Raw genomic sequence first — 18342 nt, 5'->3', positions numbered from 1 at the left:
GGCCGGGAACGGCTGAAGACCGGAAAGGAATTTGAGATGACCGACATGTCCAGGACCAGCGCTTCGTTTCAGCGCTTCATGACCGATGCTCCGGCCCACAAGGCGGCATGGTTTCAGGCCGTACAGGGTCTCGGGGCGGCGTCCACGCTCGATGCGAAGACACAGAGCCTGATCTATATCGGCATTCTTGCCGCCCTGCGTCTGGAAAGCGGTCTCGCCTTTCACGTGATGGAAGCCAAGGTGCGGGGCGCAAGCCGCGACGATATCATCAGTGCGGTGTTGACCGGTCTTCCCGCTGCGGGCAATGGCGTGATCAGCGCGCTTGGCCCCGCTCTCGAGGCCTTCGATGGAGCCTGACGCCTGTTCCAGCGGCGCTCCGCAAAGACCGGATCAGATTGCCGGCTCACTGATTTCGTTCATAATTCCCGCCTTCACCAAAGCGGAAACAGACCGTCCCGAAAAAATACGGAGTCGGTTCAAGGAGTTAAATTTCTTTTAACTTTTGCCTCTGGACACGGCGAATCGCATTTGATTCACTAGTCATATTCGAGCGGCGGCGCTTCGAATCACTGGGGACATCTTGAAGGCGGGACAATGACGAACGTGCGGCGGGCGACTGCGGGCGATGAGCGGCCGTATGCCAAATTTTCTGATCTTGCGGCCTGGGGCGAAAGGCTTTCCAGCGACCTGATGGGTTTGATGAATGGCTCCGACCGCCCCATGCCGCAGGTCGAGACCCTGCTGAAACGTCTCATTCCCATTCTCATCCTCGCCTTCCTCGTCGTCGTCGCGGCCTCGCGCATGCTGGGCATTGTCGCCGAATATAGCCGCATGGAAGAGGCCGCCCGCCACTCCACGGCGCTGACGGCGCTGACGGCCAAAGCAGCCCTTCTCAACAACGATACCGTTTTCACCGCGCAGGACCGTGCCCGCGCCGAAGCCAACCTCGTCGCGGCGCTGCCGTCGGGCAGCCTTGCCGACGGTACCATGGTGCTTCTTTCGGGCAGCAATGGCCGCATTTTCGCCGGCGCCGGCAAGGAAGCGATGCTTTATATCGGCACGTCGCTGCCGGCTTTGCTTCCCGAAATCGCCATCGTGCAGCGCTTCCCCGGCGCACCCGGCACCATCGAGACCAATATTGACGGCCAGCAGCATTATGCGACGATGATCCCCTTCGGCGACGATGGCGCGATGGTGATCGCGGCCCGCTCGCTACAGCCGATCCGTTCCTTCTGGCGCAGCGAAATCGCCATGAACGTGACGCTGTTTGCCGGCATCTCCTCGATCCTGCTGGTCGTGCTCTATGCCTATTACATGCAGGTGAAGCGCGCCCGCGACGCCGACGACATCTTCGCCGAATCCAACCTGCGGGTCGAAACCGCACTGTCGCGCGGCCGCTGCGGCTTGTGGGATTTCGATCTTTCCACCCGGCGCATGTTCTGGTCCGGTTCGCTTTACGAAATTCTCGGGCTGCCGCCGAAGGCCGCACCGCTTTCCTTTTCCGACGCGGCGCGGATGATGCATTCCGAAGACGGCAATCTCTATGAGCTTGCCCGCGCTGTCGGCTGCGGCAACCTGCGCCAGATCGATCAAATCTTCCGCATGCGCCATGCCAGGGGCCATTATGTCTGGCTGCGCGCCCGCGCCCAGGTCATCCGCACCAATAACGGCCCGCGCGTCATCGGCATCGCCATGGATGTCACCGAACAGCACCGCCTTGCGCAACGCTACGCCGAAGCCGACCAGCGCCTTGCCGACGCCATCGAATCCACCTCGGAAGCCTTCGTCCTGTGGGACAAGAACGACCGTCTGGTGATGTGCAACACCCATTACCAGAAGGCCTATGGCCTGCCGGACAGCGTGCTGGTGGCAGGCACGGAAAAAAGCACCGTCCATGCCGCAGCCGCTCGCCCCGTCGTTGAGCGTCGCGTTGCCGACCCGGACCAGTCCGGCCTGTCGCGCACCACGGAAGTGCAGCTTGCCGATGACCGCTGGCTGCAGATCAACGAACGCCGCACCCGCGATGGCGGCCTCGTCTCGGTCGGCACCGATATCACCCTTCTGAAGCGCCATCAGGAACGGCTGCGCGATTCCGAGCGCCGGCTGATGGCCACCATCGGCGATCTCTCCGCCTCGCAGCACAAGCTGGAGCGGCAGAAGACCGAGCTTTCCGACGCCAACGCCAATTATCTCGCCGAAAAAGAGCGCGCGCAGGCCGCCAACCGGGCGAAATCCGAATTCCTCGCCAATATGAGCCATGAGCTGCGCACGCCGCTCAATGCCATCCTCGGCTTTTCCGACATCCTGCAAAACGAGATGTTCGGACCGGTCGGCTCGCCGAAATATTCCGAATATGCCCGCGATATTCACGATAGCGGCAAACACCTGCTCAACGTCATCAACGATATTCTCGACATGTCGAAGATCGAGGCAGGCCATATGCGCATCAACCGCGAGACCATCGATCTCGCGCCGCTTATCGAGGAAACCCTGCGGCTGACTGCCATTCAGGCCGAGCAAAAGAACATCACCGTGCAGCAGAAGGTCTGCGCTGGGCTCACCATGCAGGGCGACCGCCGCGCCATGAAGCAGATCATGCTCAACCTGCTCTCCAACGCCGTGAAATTCACCGGCGACGGCGGTCGCATCGCGCTGCGCACCCATGTGCATCAGGCCGCGATGATCCTCACTATCGCAGACACCGGCATCGGCATTCCCGCCCAGGCGCTCAACAAGATCGGCCAGCCTTTCGAACAGGTGCAGAGCCAATATGCCAAGAGCCAGGGCGGCTCCGGCCTCGGGCTTGCGATTTCCCGCTCGCTCGTCAAGCTGCATGGCGGGACGATGAAGATACGCTCGTGTGAGGGCCGTGGGACGGTGGTGACGATCATCATTCCGCATGCGGCGGGGTGCTGTGGGACGGTGCATTGAGTTGGCGTCGGATGCGCTGACTGTCCTGCAATATGTACAGGTCGAGTGCGCGATTACCCCCCTCTGCCCTGCCGGGCATCTCCCCCTCAAGGGGGAGATCTATATGCGGCAGTCTTCAGCCCATCTTTAATGTTGCGAATGAGCGAGCGTTGGCTCCCAGCTGATCTCCCCCTTGAGGGGGAGATGCCCGGCAGGGCAGAGGGGGTGAAGCCTCACCCACCATTCTTCACCGTCGCCACAAACGCCTTCCGCACCGCCTTCGCCAGCCGCTTCACCTCCCCCTCCAGTGTGGGAATATCAGGGCAATCCCCCGCCCGGCAGACGAGATCGGTGAGGCCCGCCGGCGCTTCCTTCGGGTTGAAGGCGCCGTCGATGCATAGCCGCACGATTTGCGAGATTTCGGTGTAGAGCGCCATCGCCGCCATGCAGTCATCAAAGGCTTGGCGCTCCATCACCGGGGCGGCGAGCGCCTGCAGCGCCTCGGCCGTGTTGCGCCCCGGTTCATGCGCGGCAAGCCCCTTCACCGGTCCCACCAGCGCCAGATATTGGGCGATGAATTCCAGGTCGATCAGCCCGCCATTGATGAGCTTGAAATCCCAGTTGTTTTCCGGTGGCTTTTCCTGCTCGATGAGGCTGCGCATCTCCAGCACATCGGCCGAGACCTTGGCTACATCGCGCTTTTGCGACAGGATGGAGGCGATGATGCGGCGCGCGTCCTCCGTCAGCGAGGCATCGCCGCAGATCAGGCGGGCGCGGGAGAGCGCCATATGTTCCCAGGTCCAGGCCTCCTCGCGCTGGTATTTCTCAAAGGCGGAAATGCGGGTCGCCACCGGGCCCTTGTTGCCGGAGGGGCGAAGCCGCATGTCCACTTCGTAAAGCACGCCCTCCGCCGTCGGCGCGGAAAGCGCGGCAATCAGCCTTTGCGTGACGCGGGTGAAATAACGCACGACATCGAGCGGTTTTGCGCCGGTCGATTCATGGGCGGCATCGTCGTAGTCGTAGAGCAGGATAAGATCGACATCCGAACCGGCGGTCAGCTCGAAGGAGCCGAGCTTGCCCATGCCCATGACAGCCACGCGCCCGCCGGGATAAGGCCCATGCGCCGCTTCCATCTCCGCCAGAACCGCATTCAGCGCCGCCTCGATGACAAGATCGGCAAGATGGGTGAAAGCGCGGGCGGCCACCTCGCCGCGGATTGCGCCGGTCAGCAGCCGCACGCCGATCAGGAAACGCTGTTCGGCGGCGAAAATGCGCAGCCGGTCGAGAATATCCTCATAATGCCGGGCATTGGAGAGAAAGCTTCCCATACGGTGGGCGAGATAATCGCGCGTCGGCACGTCGCTCATCAAAGCCGGGTCAAGCATGCCGTCGAAGACATGCGGACGGGCGGCGATGATTTCGGCAAGGCGCGGTGCGGACGACATGATCATTACCAGCAGGTCGAGCAGCGCCGGGTTGTTTCCGAGCAGCGAAAAGAGCTGGATGCCGGCCGGCAGGCCGGAGAGGAAATTGTCGAAACGCAGCAGCGCCTCATCCGCCCGCTTGCTTTCGCCGAAGGCCCTGAGCAGGTCCGGCGTCAGCTCCGTCAGCCGCTCGCGCGCCTCCACCGATTGCGTTGCCCGGTAACGGCCATTATGCCAGGTGCGGATGACGCGGGAAATATCCTCCGGCCGCTCGAAGCCGAGGGTGGAGAGCGTTTTTAACGTATCGGGATCGTCCTTCTGGCCGGTGAAGACCAGATTGCCGGCCTCGCCTGACAGCTTCACCTCCTGCTCGAACAGCGCCGAATAACGCCGCTCCACCAGCCGCAGCACCTGTTCCAGCTTTTCCGAAAAGGCTTTGGTGTCCTCGAAACCGAGCATGAAGGCGATGCGCTTCAGTTCGGCTTCGGTGTCAGGCAGCACATGGGTCTGCTCGTCGCGCACCATCTGGATGCGGTGCTCCACTTCGCGCAGGAACCAATAGGCCTCCGTCAGGCTGTCACGCGTTTCGGCGTCGATCCATTTCGCCTCGGTCAGCGCTGCAAGCGCCTCCTGCGTTGCGCGCACCCTGAGCGCCGGCATACGGCCGCCGGCGGTCAGCTGCTGCGTCTGCGCGAAGAATTCGATCTCGCGGATGCCGCCGCGCCCGAGCTTGACATTGTGGCCCTTCACCGCAATCGCGCCATGGCCCTTATGGGCGTGGATCTGTCGCTTGATGGAGTGAATATCGGCAATCGCCGCATAATCGAGATATTTGCGGAAGATGAAGGGCGTCAGCTCGCGCAGGAAATTCTCACCCGCCTTGATATCGCCGGCTACCGGCCGCGCCTTGATATAGGCGGCGCGTTCCCAGTTCTGGCCCCTGCCCTCATAATAAAGCAGCGCCGCCTCCACGGGAATGGCGAGCGGCGTCGAGCCGGGATCGGGCCGCAGCCGCAGATCGGTGCGGAAGACGTAACCATCGGCCGTGCGCTCCTGCATGATGCGCACGAGACGGCGCATCATCCGGCCGAAATTCTCCGTCGCATCATAGGGATCGTCCATGATGCCGGCTGAGGGTTCGAAGAACACCACGGCGTCAATGTCAGAGGAATAGTTCAGTTCGCGCGCGCCGAGCTTGCCCATGCCGAGCACGATGAGGCCCGACCCGTCGCTCGGGGCTGCGACATTCTTCAGCTTCAGCTTGCCGCTCTCATGGGCTGATAGCAGCAGGTGATCGATGGCGGCGGAAAGCGATGCATCCGCCATGTCGCTCAGCCAGCGTGTCGTATCGCGCGCGGTGAAGATGCGCGCCAGATCGGCAAGTGCTGCGATGAAAGAGAGCCGCCGCTTGGCTACCCTCAGCCGCGACATCACCTCGTTTTCGCTCGGCACCCCGCCTTCTTCGCCCGGCTTCCAGCAATCGCGCGCCTCATGGACGAGACCCGCCAGCAGCGGCTCGAGCGGTTTCGACATCGCCAGCGACAAAAGCCCCTCATCCGCAGACGCCATGTCACGCAGATAGGGGGACAGCGTGAAAGCCGCGGCGATAAAATCCTTCAGCGGGCCTTCCCCGGCAAGCAGCGCGGCCACCGCCGGCTCGCTTTTGCCGATATCCTTCAGCGTCGAAAGAACGGATTTCAGTTCCGTCTGCGTATAGGGGCGGATCACGCCCGGCAGAACCTCGCTCAGCCGCCTTTCGGCGGTTTCCCGTTTCGTCACTGTGTCTCTCCCTCTTCCGACTATCCTCTCGCCGTTCCCTGACATGCGGCTTTCAGGACCGGATGCGCCGCACCCGAAACATCCCTGCCGCCGCACCTCTTAGAATCCTCCCGGCGCATGCATCTGGCGTTGTAACAAATGCAGGCCGCTTTGCGATCATAAAACCGCCGATGGCGATGTTTTCCAAAGCGCCGTACCCCGTAATGTCTCCGCAATTGTGCCCGCGTAGCGTCAGCCTCAACGAAACCCGACTCCCCGGTTTTCCAACGCTCGATGTTGCAACGGATATGATCATGAAACAGATTTTTACAGCGAAATTGCAAAAGAACCTGCGCGCGATGGCCCTTTGCCTGACGGCGCTGCCCATGGCGCAGGCCGTCTGCACACCCGTTTTTGCCGCCGATATCGGCAAATCGGACCGGGTGGCCGATCCGCAGGGCAATTTCGACAATGCCCGCTACAGCAGCTCCAGCGACTGGAAGATCACGCTCGGTGTCGGTGCTGCCTACGCCCCGAAATATGAGGGTTCCGACAAGCTGGAAGCAGGCGCCGTGCCGCTGGTTTCCGTCGCGTATGGAGATACGCTCAGCATCGATTTCAGCGGCGTCACCGTCAACCTCTTGAACCACAACGGCTTCAGGCTGGGTGTGAAGGGCGGCTGGGAAGCCGGGCGCAAGGAAAAGGACGACAGGAAAAACCTGCGCGGGATGGGCGATATCAAGGCGGCCGGCGTGGTCGGCGGCGTCATCGCCTATGGCGTGGACCCCTTCGAAATCTACGCCAAGGTGGACAAGACCATCGACGGCAGCGAAGGCCTGACCGCGACCATCGGCGCCAGCGTCTCGCACAAGGTCGATCAGTTCATCCTTGGCGCCGACCTCTCCGCCACCTGGGCGGACGACAAGCACATGAAATCCTATTTCGGCGTCACCTCGGCCCAGTCCGCCCGCTCGGGCCTGCGCCGCTTCGACGCGAAATCGGGCTTCAAGCGCGTCGACGCCAGCGCCTCCGTCACTTACCTTATGACCGAGAACTGGTCGATCACGGGCACCGGCGGCGTCGGTTTCCTGCTGGGCGATGCCAAGGACAGCCCCCTGTCGAAGAAGGATATTCAGCCGTTTGCGATGGTGGGCGTCGCTTACAAGTTCTAGTCCGCGAGCAGGAGCGACGCGCGGCCACGGATGCGCGCTCCGGCACCTCCCCAATGAGGAAAGGCGTCCCTGCCCTCACGCCTCCTCACCCGATGAAACGCCGCAAGGCGTTTCATCGGGGCCGCGATGTTTCGCAGAACCGGCGGCCGGTTCCAGCGTGCCCTTGTAAGCGACGACGAGACCGACGAAGGGCAGAGAAATTTCCACATCGAAGCAGAACCGGCCGCTTTCCTCGAACTCGAAACTCTCACCCTTCGGCAGAAGAAAGCCGGGCAGCGGTACGCCCAGAACATGCCATCGCCGGGGGATGAGAGCCAGCCGGCCACCATCGAGCACCAGCGCCAGAGCGACGGTAACGATGCCGAAGCGCTCCGCCAGCAGATATCGATCCTTGCCCATGCCGGCCGACTGTGTGGACGAGAAGCGCCGCCCGCCGAAATTCCGCGTCCAGCGCTCTTTACCCTTTTCCGGCGTGAAGGTGACGCTGACGGGAACCTGCTTTCCCGCCTGCGGAAAGCCGACGAGCGCGGAAACCATGCGGGCCAGCATGCCCTGCCCGCGGCGTATCTCGGCAACCCCGTTCCATTGCCGTGCGTCCTTGCTGTCGTGCAGTTCCCGCAGGCGCGGCGGCAAGTCATCGAAGGCCGGGCCGAGAAGCTGGCGGAACAGCGGGACGTCGGGTTCCTCGCGGCGGAACCCCGTGTAGATCGTCCTGCTGCGGAAAAGCCGGTCGTAATCGGCAAGGTTCAGCGCATCCGTGCCGGCGCGTGCGCCGGGCAGCGGGCGCTCGCCGCTCATCATCTTGCGGACAAGGGCCTCGATCGCCATGGAGGGGATATAGGGGCCGTCATCGCCTTCGGCCAGCAAATGCCAGCTCATTTCAATCGGCATGCCCGCTGCACGCCCCTGCGTGCGGACGAACATGCCGCCGCGATGTTCGCCAAAGCGCATCCTGTTCAGCACGGCATGAAACAGCGGCGATAGCGGCGCGAATGAGGGAAGGCCGAACCGCGCCCGCGCTTTCGCCAGAAGGTTCAACATACGGTGCAGAAACTCCGGCACGGGGCCGGCCCCCATCCATATATCGGTCATCGACGGGTGTTCCGGTGGAATCACCTGCAAATCCGGCACATCGACCAGCGAAAAGTGAATATTGCGCAACGGCAGCCTGCCGGGCACGGCAACGGTGAAGCGCCTGCTTTCCGCAAGGCCGACGCCATGCGCCGGCCCGCCATGCCGCCAGAGCTTGACCGGCGCGCCGGCATAACCCACCACCGCCCGCATGACGTTGAGGCCGATCCCGGCATAAGGAGACGGCGCTATTCCGCCCTCGACGGTGAGAATGACCATGGTCCTTTCCATTTCGCGCAGGACGGCGGCCGTCAGGACGGGGAAACTGCTGACGCCCGACAGGACGAAAACACCGGCGGCTTTTGCCCGCTCGTCGAATTGGCTGACGCAGAAAACGAAATCGGCGGCATCGGCAAAATCGAGATAGTCTATCCCGGCGTCGATGCATGCCGTTATCACGCAGTAACATGCGCTGCCATAGGTCTGGAACGGCCCGGACGCATCGACGACAAGATCGGGCTTGTGGATGCGCAGGGCGTCTGCGATATCGCCGCGATCGAGCATAAGCGGGCGCAATTGCGCCTGTCCGCGCCAGGCTGCGCAAAAGGCCTCCGCCCGTGCGAGGCTGCGGCCGCAGACGAGAATTTCAAGGTTGGACATATCGGCAAGCAGTTCCGCCAGCCGGCCGCCGAACACGCCATAACCGCCGAGGATCAATATTTTCATTGCCCTGCCGCCGCCTCTGTGCCGGTGCCCGGTTTGCCTGAACGTGTGGCCATCGCCAAGGTCAAAGGATTCTCTCCCGGTACTCCGGCGGTGCCACCCAGCATTCTTCGCGTTTTCCGAACCAGCGGTAGCGATTGCGGGCGACATAACGATAGGCGGGATCGCGCAAAAATGCGGGAACGATGCGCAGGACGCCCAGCAGCCGCCAGGGCATGCCGAGCGCTTCATAGATGCTCAGAACGGCGTCGCTATCCTGCCGCACCCTGTCGCCATCCACGACCAGCAGGCTGACCGGATTTTTCGGGTCCATGCCATGACGCCGATAGATTTCCGCCCCCGCTTCTCCCTGCATGGATGCGAGCCGGAAGTATCCCCGCCTGTCATGCCGCAGAACGAATTGCGCATTCACGGAACACAGCACACATTCGGCATCGAAGAGGATGATCGGGTGATGCCGGTCGCCGGCCAAGGGAATTGTGCCTGCCATCCGTCGCAAGTCCTTTTGTCGATCACATCAAACCGACCTATGAAGTTCAGCAATAATCCAGACGAATATTCTTCCGATCATCTGTCAATTCAATCGCAAAAGACAGTTATTTTTCGAGGAGTTTCCGCGCAAACATCGGTGATCACCAGTGGTTACGAACGCTTGCGTCACAGGACAGATTGCAGGCGTCTCTGACGCCACGAATGCCTGCAAAATTCGACCCTGTTTTACCGGCGCGGTTTGACTGTTGTGTACCATGCCGGGGTTCGTACGAAACGCATCAGGGTTTCGGAAGGGGAAACACCATCGAAACGGTCAGCCCCGGGCAGGCGGTATTCGTGGCATCCGTGTCCGCCAGCATCAACGATCCGCCATGCAGCTCCATCACGGCCTCCACCAACGACAGGCCGAGCCCGGTTCCGGGTTTCGAGCGGCTTTCATCCAGCCTGACGAAGCGTTTCAACACCTCGCCGCGTTTGTCGGCGGGAATACCGGGGCCGTTATCGGCGACGGAGAGCACGATGGCCTCCGGTTCCCTTGCCAGACGCACAACGAGTTTTTTGTCGCCTTCGCCCTCGCAGGCATATTTCATGGCGTTGTCGATGAGGTTGGAGAGCGCCTGGCCGATCAGCTCGCGGTTGCCCTTTACCGACAGGTCAGCCTCTATTTCGGCCTCCAGCGCAAGCCCGGCATCCTCGGCCACCGGCTCGTAGAGTTCGGCGCTGTCGGCGGCAATCGCCGAGACATCCATATCGGTCATTTCGGCGGCAATTGAGCCTGCCTCGACGCGGGAAATCATCAGCAGCGCGTTGAAGGTGCGGATAAGCTGGTCGGATTCGGCGATGATGCCTTCAAGCGCTGCGCGCCGTTTCGTCTCGTCATTGTCGTCAAGCGCTGCGGCGGCCTTGTTGCGCAGCCGCGTCAGCGGCGTCTTCAGATCATGGGCGATATTGTCGGAGACCTGCCGCAGGCCTTCATTCAGCTTTTCGATGCGGCCGAGCATGGCGTTGAGCGAGCCGGACAGGCGGTCGAATTCGTCGCCGGAGCGGCCCTGCGGCAGGCGCTGCGAAAGGTCGCCGGCCATGATCTTCTTGGTCGCCGCCGACATGCGGTCGATGCGTTTCAGCGCATTGCGGCCAATGCCGAACCAGATGAGCAGCGCGCCGCCGCCCATGATGGCGAGCGCCACCATCAGCGCGTTGCGCACCAGCGCCCGGAACTTGGTGGGTTCGCCGAGGTCGCGCCCGATCAGGATGCGCAGGCCATTGTCCAGCATGAAGACATTGGCGGTGGCCAGATGCTGCACGCTGTCGCCGCTTTCGGAGTAACGCTCGTAACGGAAAGGAAAACCGGTCCAGCCTTCCTTGTCGAAAACGCCCGGCTGCACCGAAGCGACGTTGCCGGCAAGGATTTCGCCATTCGGCCCGGCGATGACGTAAAGGCTCGCCCCGGGCTGGCGGGCGCGGCGTTCCATCATCCGCAGCAGCGGGTTGATGCCGCCGCGATTATAGATGCGCTGCACATCCGAAACTTCCTGCAAGACGGCATCGCGCGTCTGCTGGTTCAGCAGCCGTTCGGAAAGGGCGGTGACATAGAAGACCAGGAAGGCGGCGCAGAGCGCAAACAGCAGGATATAGAGCGCCGAAAGGCGCACCGCTGTCGACCGGAACACTATTCTGAGGCGGGCCATTTTCGCCAATCAGCCCTCGTCCTTCATCATGTAGCCAGCGCCGCGAATGGTCTTCAGCAGCGGCTTCTCGAAATCCTTCTCGATCTTCGAGCGCAGGCGGGAGACATGCACGTCGATGACATTGGTCTGCGGGTCGAAATGATAGTCCCAGACATTTTCCAGAAGCATGGTACGGGTCACGACCTGACCGGCATTCTTCATCAGATATTCGAGCAGGCGGAATTCGCGCGGCTGCAGCAGGATTTCCTTGCCGCCCCGGCGGACATCGTGGGAGAGCCGGTCGAGTTCGAGATCGCCGACCCGGTAGATCATGTCCTGCTCGGGCTTGCCCTTGCGGCGGCCCAGTACCTCGATGCGGGCGAGCAATTCGGAAAAGGCATAGGGTTTCGGCAGATAATCGTCACCGCCGGCGCGCAGGCCGGTGACGCGGTCATCCACCTGCCCCAGCGCGGAAAGGATCAGAACCGGCGTCTCGATGCCGCGGCGGCGCAGCTCGCTGATGACGGAAAGTCCGTCGCGGCGCGGCAACATGCGGTCGATCACCATCACGTCGTAAGCGTTCTCGCAGCCCATGAACAGGCCGCTCTCACCGTCGCTCGCATGGTCGGCGACGATCCCGGCTTCGCGGAACGCCTTGGTCATATAGGCCGCAGCCTCGAGGTCGTCTTCAATGACAAGAATCTTCATGTGCGGGACAATAGCGCCCTCGCCCTTTTCCGCACAACCGGAAACAGATGCGGGAGAGACTTCCTGAACCTTGTTTTCCATGGAATTTCCTCCGAAGATCGGCCTTGAGCACCATCGCGCTTCCAGGCGGAACAATCGCCTATGGATCAGGCGGGCGCCGCTTGTTTCTTCTCCCCGCCCGGGGAGAAGGTCGCGGCAGCGGGATGAAGGGGCAAGGCCAGAGATTTACCGGGAGGTTACCCCCTCATCCGACCCTTCGGGCCACCTTCTCCCCGCCGGGGAGAAGAAAAGGGCCGCAACGCCCTGCCGTACCCAGCCGCCCCGTCTCAGGAGCGGGATGCGACGCCGGCTCCCGAAAGAACCGGCATCGCCATTCGAGTTATCAACCCTGGTCGATATCCAGAGCGATGAAGCGGCTGCCATCGTCCGTCTGGATCTGGAACAGCGCCTTGGAGCGTCCGTCCTTCTTGGCCTGTTCGAGGATCTTCTCGATATCGGCGGCGGAAGCCACCTGCTGGTTGTTGACCGAGGTGATCTTCTCACCCGTCTTCAGGCCACGGGCAGCGGCATCGCTGTCGGGGTCGACATCGGTGATGGCAAGGCCGTTGCCGTCATCGGCGGGCGCAACCGTCAGGCCGAGGCTGGAGAGCACCTTCTCGCTGGAGGACTGGCCGCCCTTGTCGTCGTTCTGGCTCGGCGTCGCCTTGGAAGCATCGTCGCTGGCGAGATCGCCGAGCGTTACCGTGACAGGCTGCGACTTGCCGCCGCGCCACAGCGAGATTTCAACCTTGGTGTTGGGCGCCATGCCGCCGATGCGGCGCGACAGGTCGCGGGCATCCTTGACGGGCTCGCCATTGACGGCGGTGATGATGTCGCCCTGCTTGATACCGGCCTTGTCGCCCGGCGAGCCGGCCTGCGGCGAAACGACGAGCGCGCCGCTGGCTTCGGAAAGGCCGAGCGATTCAGCGATATCCTTGCTGACGGGCTGGATCTGTACGCCGAGCCAGCCACGTTCGACCTTGCCGTCCTTCTGCAGGTCCGCAATGACGTCCTTGGCGACCGAGGCCGGAATGGCGAAGGCGATGCCGACATTGCCACCGGAAGGCGAGAAGATGGCGGTGTTGATGCCGACGACTTCGCCGTTGAGGTTGAAGGCGGGACCGCCCGAGTTACCACGGTTCACGGCGGCGTCGATCTGCAGGTAATCGTCATAGGGGCCGGAGCCGATATCGCGGCCGCGGGCCGAGATAATGCCCGATGTCACCGTACCGCCGAGGCCGAAGGGGTTGCCGACGGCGACGACCCAGTCACCGACGCGGATCTTGCTGTCATCGGCGAATTTGACATAGGTGAACTTGCGGTTCACATCGACCTTCAGCAGCGCCAGATCGGTGCGCGGATCGCGGCCGACGAGCTTGGCGTCGAGTTCGGTGCCGTCATTCATCACGATCGTATAGGCGGAGCCGTCATCGACGACGTGGTTGTTGGTGACGATGTAACCGTCTTCGGAAATGAAGAAGCCGGAGCCCTGAGCGACGGGGCGCAGCGGACCCTTGCCGTCACGGTGGCGGTTCGGGCCACGGTCGGAGCGATCCTGGTTGGGGCCGCCGAATTCCTTGAAGAAGCGCTTCAGCGGATGGTCGTCCGGCAGCTGGTCGAGGCCACGGCCGCCGAAATTGAAGGAGAAATTGCTGCTATCATCGGAAGCGGGCTGCACGTTGGACTGCACGCGAACGGAGACGACGGCAGGCGATACCGCATCGACCACATTGGCGAAACTCGGAACCTGCGGCGCAGTCACCTCGACGGGGGCGGCAAACGAATGGAGGATCGGTGCGGCGATGCCGGTGGAAAGCATCAGCGCCGCAAGGCCGCCAACGGTCGTGGCCTTCAAAGCCGTCTTCAGCGAGGCCGTCTTCAGCGAGGAATGGCCGTTTTGCGAATGAGACATGGTGTACCTTCTTTCTTCCCATTCAGACTGGAGCCCGTTTGACCGGGGGAGAAGCGGTGGATGATGAAGATATAGGAGGCGACACCTTACGGCGAAGTGTCTGACGAATGAAAAATCCGTAATGTTGAAAAAGAACCGTGGGGAAAAATGAAAAACGGTTATTTTTCAATGAGATTGCGAATTCTCATCTCTTCGTCCGCGCTCAGTTTCTGCGGCTGTTCCTGGCTTGCGCGACGGCGCGAAAACACGAAGACGGCGAAAATTCCCGCAAGGGTGAGACCGATGGGCGCGCCCCACAAAAGCACGGTGCGCAGGCTGAGACGCGGTTTCAGGAGCACGAACTCGCCGTAACGCGACACGACATAATCGATGACGGCCTTGTCGCTGTCACCCTCGACCAGCCGTTCGCGCACCAGAACCCGAAGGTCACGCGCGAGCTCCGCATTGCTGTCGTCGATGGACTGGTTCTGGCAGACCATGCAGCGGAGCTGAGACGTGAGGTTGCGGGCGCGCTGCTCCAGCACGGAGTCTTTGAGGACTTCATCCGGGTTGAAGGCGAAGGCCGGAGAGGCTGCAGCGAAGACGAGGGTGAGAAGAAGAGCAAGCCTTGCCACTCTCTCCCTCATTCCTGTGCTTGTCACAGGAATCCAGCCAGCCCAAGTCCTTGGGCTGAGAGGAGTCCTTCGCCGCGCAGACGCGCGTCGGCTGGATTCCTGTGACAAGCACAGGAATGAGGGGAGCAAGACCACACTCATTCCGCCGCCTCCGGCATTGCAGCCCGCACCGGTTTCGCCTTGCGATTCGGCGCTCCGACCCGCAAACGCCTGTCCGAGAGCGAGATGAAACCGCCCGCCATCATGAACAGCGTGCCGCCCCAGATGCACAGGATGAAGGGTTTCCACCAGATGCGCACCACCATGCCGCCATCGGCCATGGGGTCACCCAACGAGACATAAAGCTGGCTGAGGCCGAAGGTCAGGATGCCGGCTTCCGTCGTCGGCATGCGCCGCGCGGTATAGAGCCGCTTGGACGACCAGACATCGGCCACCTCCACCCCCGCCTTGCGCACGGTGAAATGGCCGCGATCCTCGGTGAAATTCGGGCCGACGGCGTGGCGGACGCCATCGAAGGTCAGGCTGTAACCGCCCGCTTCCGCCGCCATGCCCTCTTTCATTTCCAGGACCGTCTCGGTCTCGAAAGTGGTGACGATGACGATGCCGAGCACGGTGATGCCGAGCCCCATATGCGCCAGCGCCGTGCCGAAGGCCGAACGCGGCAGGCCCTTCAGGCGGCGAAACGCGATACCGAAGGCAAGCTTGCCGAAATTGGCGCGATACCAGAGATCGGCGAAAGCGCCGAAGATCAGCCAGAAACCAGCGGCGATGCCGAGTGCGGCCAGCACCGGACCGCCATTTTCGATGTACCAGAGCGTCAGCCCGGCAAGGGCCGCAAGCGCTGCCGCCACATAAAGCCGCTGGAAGGCTCCGAGAAGATCGCCGCGCTTCCAGGCGAGCATCGGCCCGAAAGGCGTGACGAGCAGGATCGGGATCATCAGCAGACCGAAGGTGAGGTTGAAGAAAGGCGCGCCGACCGAGATTTTTTCGCCCGTCAGCGTTTCCAGAATGAGCGGATAGAGCGTGCCGATCAGCACGGTCGCGGTCGAGACCGTCAGGATGAGGTTGTTGAGGACAAGCGACCCTTCGCGCGAGATCGGCGCAAACAGGCCGCCGGCCTTCAGGGAAGGTGCACGCCATGCGAAAAGCGCGAAGGCGCCGCCGATGAAGACGGTCAGAATGCCGAGAATGAAGATGCCGCGGCTGGGATCGGTGGCGAAGGCGTGGACCGAGGTCAGCACGCCGGAGCGGACGAGGAAGGTGCCGAGCAGCGACAGCGAAAAGGTCATGATCGCCAGAAGCACGGTCCAGATCTTCAGCGCCTCGCGCTTTTCCATGACGAGCGCCGAATGCAGCAGCGCCGTTCCGGCAAGCCATGGCATGAAGGAAGCGTTTTCCACCGGGTCCCAGAACCACCAGCCGCCCCAGCCGAGTTCGTAATAGGCCCAGTAGGAGCCCATGGAGATGCCGGCGGTCAGGAAGGTCCATGCGGCGAGTGTCCATGGCCGCACCCAGCGCGCCCAGGCGGCGTCGATGCGTCCTTCCAGCAGCGCCGCAACGGCAAAGGAGAAGCAGACGGAAAAGCCGACATAACCGAGATAGAGCAGCGGCGGATGAATGGCGAGGCCGAAGTCCTGAAGAATGGGATTGAGGTCCTGCCCCTCGGCGGGAACCGGCTCCAGCCGCAGGAACGGGTTGGAGGTGAGCAGGATGAACAGCAGGAAGGCGACCGAAATCCATGCCTGCACCGCAAGAACATTGGCTTTGAGCGTTTCCGGCAGGTTGCGGCCGAAGGCGGCGACAAGCGCGCTGAAAAACACCAGGATGAGCAGCCACAGCAGCATGGAGCCTTCGTGGTTGCCCCAAACGCCGGTGAGCTTGTAGATCATCGGCATCAGCGAATGGGAGTTTTCCCAGACATTGCGCACGGAAAAATCCGAGACAGCATAAGCCCGCGTCAGCGCCGCGAAGGAGAAGGCGACCAGCAGGAACATCAGGACCGAGCCGAGCGAGGCGACATCCATCAGCGCCCGGTCGTTGCGGCGCGCGCCGATGACCGGCAGCGTCGAGACGATCAGCCCCACACCGAGCGCCAGAACCAGAACATAATGGCCGATCTCGTTGATCATCTGGTCGCTCCGGTCTTGTCGGAAGAAGGTGCGCTGGCCGCTGGCGTTGCGGCGGCTGGTTCCTCGCCGTCTCCGGCATGCTGCCACAGGCCCTTGTCCTTCAGCCGGTCGGCCACTTCCTTCGGCATGTAGTTTTCGTCGTGCTTGGCCAGAACGCTGTCGGCCACGAAACCGTGGGTCGCGGCATCGAACATGCCTTCGGTCACCACGCCCTGCCCTTCGCGGAAAAGATCGGGCAGGATGCCGGTATAGCTGACCGGCACGTTCGCTTCACCGTCGGTCACCGTGAAGCTCACCGTGCGGCCCTCGCCGCGCTTGATCGAGCCTTCCGCCACCAGCCCGCCAAGGCGGATGCGGGTGCCGGGATTGACAGGGGTCTTCTCCAGATCGGCCGGCATGTAGAAATAGGCGATGGACTGGCCGAAGGCGAACATGACCAGCAGCACCGCTGCAACGATGAAGCTCATGCCGCCGCCGATGATCACTAGGCGTTTCTGTTTGCGGGTCATTGCGTCACTCCCTGCGGCGCGGCATCCTGCTGCCCGTTCATGCGGATCGGTCCGGCCGAAACGCCCAGTTCCTTCGCCAGCGCCAGAAGCTGCCTGCCCTGCTCGCCCTCCGGCGGGAAGGCCTTCAGCCCCGCCCGCAGCGCTTCTCCGGCCTTGGCTTCGTTCTTCAGCACGGAATAGGCGCGAACGAGACGCATCCACCCTTCAAAATCGGCCGGGTTTTCCTTCAGCTTGGCGTCGAGGCTCGCCACCATGCCCTCGATCATTGCCTGCCGGTCGGTCGCCGTCATGTCTTTTGCCGCCGCCATGTCCTCAGCGGTCGGGCCGGGTGCGGCAGGGGTCGCCGCGCCGCCGGTCCGGGCGATATGCTCGCGCACCAGCGGCAGCCACGGCGCACCGGCCGGTGCATCGGCCGCCAGCGCGGTGAAGGCGGCGCGTGCTTCCTCGGCCTTGCCGGCCTGTTCCAGCGACAGCGCCAGATAGAAGCGGGCGCGCGGATTGCCGGGCTTCAGCTCTTCGGCCTCAGCAAACGCATCCCGCGCGGCCTCGATGACGATGCCGTCATTGCCGGCCACCAGCGTTTCGCCAAGGCCCGTCAGCCGTTCCGGGCTCGGTCCCAGAATACGAAGCGCATTGCGATAGGCAAGCTCGGCGTCGCCAAGCCGCAATGTCTTGAAATAGATCGGCGCGAGGATATCCCAGCCGGCGCCGTCTTCCGGGTTCTGCGCCAGATGCCGTTCCGCCCGGGCGACCAGCAGGTTCATGTCGTTGCCGGGCTTTTCAAGACGCGCCTCGAGCGGCATGTCCGGCACCTCCGGACTGCCGTTCCAGATGTAAAGACAGAGACCGAGCGCGGGCAACAGAACCGTAATGAGGCTGGCGGCGAGATTGTGCCGGCGCGGCCGGGTTTCTTTGCCGGATTGCTCTTCCGCTTCGGCGGCGGCGAGAAGCCGACGGCCGATTTCGGCGCGGGCATAATCCGCCTCGGTGTCGCCGATGAGGCCGGCGGCGCGTTCGCGGTCCAGTTCGGCGAGCTGATCGCGATAAACGGCGACCTCACCGTCGCGGCGCGTCTGCGGCGCCTCGGTCTTCCGCATCAGCGGGTACATCAGGACGATGGCGACAGCCGCCGTCAATATCGCAACGACAATCCAGAACATAAGGCTCAATTACTCGAATGCGCGGCACATGGAAACATGAAGCGCGGGGATGAC

Annotated in this window: 13 protein-coding genes; 3 read left to right on the top strand and 10 right to left on the bottom strand. The window is 62.7% G+C overall.

Annotated features, from left to right (window positions below; all coding sequences use genetic code 11):
* Positions 1-36: 36 nt before the first annotated feature.
* Positions 37-357 carry a carboxymuconolactone decarboxylase family protein gene (locus O3W47_RS20820; RefSeq protein ID WP_080856146.1) on the top strand — a complete coding sequence of 107 codons (321 nt, stop codon included), beginning with the start codon at positions 37-39 and terminating at the stop codon, positions 355-357.
* A gap of 237 nt (positions 358-594) precedes the next feature.
* Positions 595-2931, top strand: coding sequence for a PAS domain-containing sensor histidine kinase (locus tag O3W47_RS20815; protein ID WP_174023923.1), 2337 nt, complete (start codon positions 595-597; stop codon positions 2929-2931).
* A 212-nt stretch (positions 2932-3143) separates the two neighbouring features.
* Here the strand turns inward: O3W47_RS20815 and O3W47_RS20810 are convergent, their stop codons facing one another.
* Positions 3144-6113, bottom strand: a complete 2970-nt coding sequence (locus O3W47_RS20810; protein ID WP_269314514.1) for a bifunctional [glutamine synthetase] adenylyltransferase/[glutamine synthetase]-adenylyl-L-tyrosine phosphorylase — start codon at positions 6111-6113, stop codon at positions 3144-3146.
* A 287-nt stretch (positions 6114-6400) separates the two neighbouring features.
* On the opposite strand from O3W47_RS20810, the gene O3W47_RS20805 reads away from it, so the two are divergent.
* Positions 6401-7264, top strand: a complete 864-nt coding sequence (locus tag O3W47_RS20805) for a MipA/OmpV family protein (protein ID WP_269314513.1) — start codon at positions 6401-6403, stop codon at positions 7262-7264.
* A gap of 75 nt (positions 7265-7339) precedes the next feature.
* Here O3W47_RS20805 and O3W47_RS20800 read toward each other — a convergent pair whose 3' ends face one another.
* From O3W47_RS20800 to ccmI, 9 genes are all read right to left on the bottom strand, one after another.
* Positions 7340-9061, bottom strand: a complete 1722-nt coding sequence (locus O3W47_RS20800; RefSeq protein ID WP_269314512.1) for an SDR family oxidoreductase — start codon at positions 9059-9061, stop codon at positions 7340-7342.
* A gap of 61 nt (positions 9062-9122) precedes the next feature.
* Positions 9123-9548 (bottom strand): thiol-disulfide oxidoreductase DCC family protein, encoded by a 426-nt coding sequence (locus O3W47_RS20795; RefSeq protein WP_174023931.1) that lies wholly within the window; start codon positions 9546-9548, stop codon positions 9123-9125.
* 280 nt (positions 9549-9828) lie between these two features.
* Complete coding sequence (locus O3W47_RS20790; protein WP_269314870.1) at positions 9829-11238, bottom strand: sensor histidine kinase; 1410 nt, start codon at positions 11236-11238, stop codon at positions 9829-9831.
* Between the two features lie 9 nt (positions 11239-11247).
* Positions 11248-12006 (bottom strand): response regulator transcription factor, encoded by a 759-nt coding sequence (locus O3W47_RS20785; RefSeq protein WP_269314511.1) that lies wholly within the window; start codon positions 12004-12006, stop codon positions 11248-11250.
* Between the two features lie 301 nt (positions 12007-12307).
* Positions 12308-13876, bottom strand: coding sequence for a Do family serine endopeptidase (locus O3W47_RS20780; RefSeq protein ID WP_269314510.1), 1569 nt, complete (start codon positions 13874-13876; stop codon positions 12308-12310).
* Positions 13877-14034: 158 nt separating this feature from the next.
* Positions 14035-14502, bottom strand: coding sequence for a cytochrome c-type biogenesis protein (locus O3W47_RS20775; RefSeq protein WP_269314509.1), 468 nt, complete (start codon positions 14500-14502; stop codon positions 14035-14037).
* Positions 14503-14627: 125 nt separating this feature from the next.
* Entirely contained in the window at positions 14628-16619 is a 1992-nt protein-coding gene (locus O3W47_RS20770; RefSeq protein ID WP_137452160.1) for a heme lyase CcmF/NrfE family subunit, read from the bottom strand.
* Complete coding sequence (ccmE, locus tag O3W47_RS20765; protein WP_080817359.1) at positions 16616-17128, bottom strand: cytochrome c maturation protein CcmE; 513 nt, start codon at positions 17126-17128, stop codon at positions 16616-16618. The genes O3W47_RS20770 and ccmE overlap by 4 nt, the downstream gene beginning before the upstream one ends.
* Positions 17125-18288, bottom strand: a complete 1164-nt coding sequence (ccmI, locus tag O3W47_RS20760; RefSeq protein WP_269314508.1) for a c-type cytochrome biogenesis protein CcmI — start codon at positions 18286-18288, stop codon at positions 17125-17127. The genes ccmE and ccmI overlap by 4 nt, the downstream gene beginning before the upstream one ends.
* Positions 18289-18342: the final 54 nt, after the last annotated feature.

It is taken from the genome of Agrobacterium sp. LMR679, from assembly GCF_027157905.1.
GTDB lineage: Bacteria > Pseudomonadota > Alphaproteobacteria > Rhizobiales > Rhizobiaceae > Agrobacterium > Agrobacterium leguminum.
The sequence above is the reverse complement of the archived record's forward strand: the minus strand, read 5'-3'. Positions and strand labels throughout refer to the sequence as shown.

Bases quoted from the DNA above. Each gene is read 5' to 3' on its own strand.
- O3W47_RS20770 (WP_137452160.1), bottom strand. From the start codon at position 16,619: ATGATCAACGAGATCGGCCATTATGTTCTGGTTCTGGCGCTCGGTGTG.
- O3W47_RS20780 (WP_269314510.1), bottom strand. From the start codon at position 13,876: ATGTCTCATTCGCAAAACGGCCATTCCTCGCTGAAGACGGCCTCGCTG.
- O3W47_RS20775 (WP_269314509.1), bottom strand. From the start codon at position 14,502: ATGAGGGAGAGAGTGGCAAGGCTTGCTCTTCTTCTCACCCTCGTCTTC.
- O3W47_RS20805 (WP_269314513.1), top strand. From the start codon at position 6,401: ATGATCATGAAACAGATTTTTACAGCGAAATTGCAAAAGAACCTGCGC.
- ccmE (WP_080817359.1), bottom strand. From the start codon at position 17,128: ATGACCCGCAAACAGAAACGCCTAGTGATCATCGGCGGCGGCATGAGC.
- O3W47_RS20785 (WP_269314511.1), bottom strand. From the start codon at position 12,006: ATGGAAAACAAGGTTCAGGAAGTCTCTCCCGCATCTGTTTCCGGTTGT.
- O3W47_RS20800 (WP_269314512.1), bottom strand. From the start codon at position 9,061: ATGAAAATATTGATCCTCGGCGGTTATGGCGTGTTCGGCGGCCGGCTG.
- O3W47_RS20790 (WP_269314870.1), bottom strand. From the start codon at position 11,238: ATGGCCCGCCTCAGAATAGTGTTCCGGTCGACAGCGGTGCGCCTTTCG.
- O3W47_RS20820 (WP_080856146.1), top strand. From the start codon at position 37: ATGACCGACATGTCCAGGACCAGCGCTTCGTTTCAGCGCTTCATGACC.
- ccmI (WP_269314508.1), bottom strand. From the start codon at position 18,288: ATGTTCTGGATTGTCGTTGCGATATTGACGGCGGCTGTCGCCATCGTC.
- O3W47_RS20815 (WP_174023923.1), top strand. From the start codon at position 595: ATGACGAACGTGCGGCGGGCGACTGCGGGCGATGAGCGGCCGTATGCC.
- O3W47_RS20795 (WP_174023931.1), bottom strand. From the start codon at position 9,548: ATGGCAGGCACAATTCCCTTGGCCGGCGACCGGCATCACCCGATCATC.